The following is a 3,009-nucleotide window of genomic DNA, read 5'->3' as shown; positions in this document are numbered from 1 at the left end:
GTCTAAGAAAAAAGAAGTAAAATTGTCAGGTCATCAAACTCGATGAACTAAAATCCCACTGGGGGGTCAGTATCCAGAATGGGGGTCAGTATCGCCAGAATATCCAACAGATATAATAATGTCTCTCAGTAGCTCCTAAGCTTATCCTGGATTTTTAGGTTATTCTTTATCCAATGGACTAACTTTCAAATCAATTTGCCATTGACTTAAGTAATCAGCAATTGGTATTAATCCCATTTTAGACCGTCGTTCATCAACTTTTCCCGGGTTTTCTAATGGCATTAGATAATAGTTGTTAGTCTTCGTATCTAGACCAATCTGTGTTCCATATAATTGCTTTTTACCCTGGTCAGTAGCAACCCTATCTTCTAAAAGAGCTAAATCTTGCTTATTGGCACGATTCTTTCGAACAGCATCTCTCATTATTGGAAGAAAGTATGCTCTATCACTCTTTTCAGAATGTTGAATAACTAAAAATATTGCCGAATTACCCTTAGTTCCAACAGTTTCACTTCCAAGCCAACCATATTTTTTAATTATTGATTTTACGATTATAATATTTAACGAATCGACTCTGTTCATATTTTTAGCAATTTTTAATATTTGTACTGATTTTAAACCGTATTTACTGATGGTTGAAGAAACTAATAGTCTACATTTTTGATCTTCTTCGTAAACTTTATTTAACTCTTTTGTCAACATTTGTTTTTTCTCATTTGTAATAGTCACGCCTTCTGGCGCCTTTGAAGTCAGTCCATTTTGGTAACAGCTACCCAAAAACAAGGACAACGACAGAAAAGAAAATCGATATAAACTTAAAAAATTCATTAAATTAAAAATTAATAGATAAAATAAACTTCTCTATTCTCACAAAATATTCACTCAATTATTTTCCAGGAGGAGAAGCTGGATTTAACTCATTAAAAACTTTACTATTAAAATCATAGGATTGATATGAAAGATCATAAGATGTTCTTAAATAACCTATTTCTCTTTCAAATTCAACATAATGAGATTCAAAATATCTAAACCAGATTAGTCCTTCCTGCTGAAATAAATCTAGCCCTTCAAAACTTTTTAGTGAATTTTCAAACCTTTTTAGTTGGAATCCAATCCTACCTTTGGCTTCATGAACGGCGGCAACACTAACTTTCTTACTTTTTATAACGGCCATCAAACTTTTAATAATTTCAATAAAGGTAAAGAGTCCATGAAATCTCAAATAAATAGTACTATGTTCTTCCTGCTTGCCAGAAGCTACGGCGAAAGTTGTGACATAAGGCAATTTAAAAAGTGTGATCTTCGACTTAAAGGTTAATATATTAAAAATCACATGTGATCCTTCATGCGAAAAATGATCGACAAAAAACATTTCATTGTCCCAGGAGTTTACATTAAAGAAAACCATACTATGAGCAGCTAGAACAGCAAAACTATTTGGTGTTTCTGAATTAAATAACATGACCTTTTTTACACTTTTCATCAACAAAACATAAAATTCAGGATTGCAACACTTTAAGATATCGAAGGCCTTATTAAGATGATTAGTATGTACATTCTTTACTTTACTTAATATTTCATCGTTAAATACTTTACTATTGTTCGTAAAAAAAGACTCCAATAACGGGTGAGGATGTATTACTAATTCAACATCATTTAATAACTTAACAATCGGTTCAAATATATAAGATAGTTTCTCTCCATAAAAAAAAAGTAAGAACTCACCACTTACAATCCGCAATGTAAAAGTTGAGCTTATTTTATCTGTTATAAAGTACCCAATTCTAGGTAAATAAATTACACCATATGAATTTGAAAAAACATTTATTTCTTCTTTTTTTTCATTTTCATAACCAATTATTATAGAGTCAAGCCACTTTTCGTCATTCTGAGCAAGATAACTATAGATTAGGGGTTCCAGATAAATTTCATCATTATAAAAATCTAATCTTTCAAATATTTCGTTGCTTCTATGATACAAAACTCCTTTGATGGAGTCAATCATAGAGGAAAGACAATTATCAAAGTCTTTATAATAGTTCATTTTAATAATTTTACCGACTCGTGAAAATAATAATTTGTTTTACAACCAACAAAAGGCAGCCGTTTCCTAACTTACAATATAAATAATGGCATGCATCCAATTCACATATACAATCTATAGAAACCGATACATCAATGGCTCTGGCACCAATTATTTTATTGTTAATCATGTAATAGCATTGTGAAAAGTACACGGAAAATACTCAAATTTAAAGATTAATTTATAAGACTTAGAAACAACTCTCAAGCCATCTTGGTTGCAATCAGCATGGTCAACTTACAAATTATGAGGAATTCCTAATATATAAAGAGCACCTCATCAATTAACTAGCCCAATTATTAGTAAATGGGTCAAAACCACAAATTTCTTCCTTATAATATTTACCTTTGATCTCTATAATATCTGAATTACTAACACAAGTATACCTATATTGACAGTCTTTGCATATTTCAATATCATCATTAGACACGTCCCACTTCTTTATAAACTCCTTATTTTCAATAACATTTTTAACATCAATATTCATAATATTTCCAAAAGAAGACTTATGAGTGAGATAATTTTTAATTTCCCCTTCCTTATTAATACAGACCTTTCTATTTAGACCAAGATTATAAGCCTGAGCTTCTGAAAACAGTTCAATATTCGTTGAAAAACGCTCCAATTTAATTGTTTCATTTATGTTTATTCTAATGTCTTTTTCAAATTCAATTAATGCTTTGCCCTGAATTCGGTTACTAAAAATAAGCTGGTCCTTTGGACTAGAATAAACCATTATTCTATACAATCTAGGGTCATTAATCATTATTTCGCAATACTCGTTTCTAAAAGATTCAGAAACAAATGGAATTAATAATTCTATATGCTTAATGCATATATCAGTCTATAACGGGCCACCCGTATCGGTGATACTGGGCCAGTCCTATCGGTGATACCGGGCCAATTTAAACAAAGCAGTATTTTAC

General features: G+C 30.7%; 3 protein-coding genes. All 3 read right to left on the bottom strand.

Translation table 11 applies throughout. The features are described 5' to 3' along the window. Positions 1–159 precede the first annotated feature (159 nt). Positions 160–828 carry a DUF6624 domain-containing protein gene (locus LY11_RS26270; RefSeq protein WP_111636539.1) on the bottom strand — a complete coding sequence of 223 codons (669 nt, stop codon included), beginning with the start codon at positions 826–828 and terminating at the stop codon, positions 160–162. 58 nt (positions 829–886) lie between these two features. After that, positions 887–2,044, bottom strand: a complete 1,158-nt coding sequence (locus LY11_RS26265; protein WP_146610952.1) for a hypothetical protein — start codon at positions 2,042–2,044, stop codon at positions 887–889. Positions 2,045–2,366: 322 nt separating this feature from the next. Further along, the gene (locus LY11_RS26260; RefSeq protein WP_170132794.1) at positions 2,367–2,831 is read right to left on the bottom strand and encodes a hypothetical protein; all 465 of its coding nucleotides are present in this window, start codon (positions 2,829–2,831) and stop codon (positions 2,367–2,369) included. Between the last annotated feature and the right edge of the window lie 178 nt (positions 2,832–3,009).

The organism is Pedobacter cryoconitis, assembly GCF_003259615.1.
Taxonomy (GTDB): domain Bacteria; phylum Bacteroidota; class Bacteroidia; order Sphingobacteriales; family Sphingobacteriaceae; genus Pedobacter; species Pedobacter cryoconitis.
The sequence above is the reverse complement of the archived record's forward strand: the minus strand, read 5'-3'. Positions and strand labels throughout refer to the sequence as shown.

Coding starts and splice junctions, on each gene's coding strand:
- LY11_RS26265 (WP_146610952.1), bottom strand. CDS start 2,044: ATGAACTATTATAAAGACTTTGATAATTGTCTTTCCTCTATGATTGAC.
- LY11_RS26270 (WP_111636539.1), bottom strand. CDS start 828: ATGAATTTTTTAAGTTTATATCGATTTTCTTTTCTGTCGTTGTCCTTG.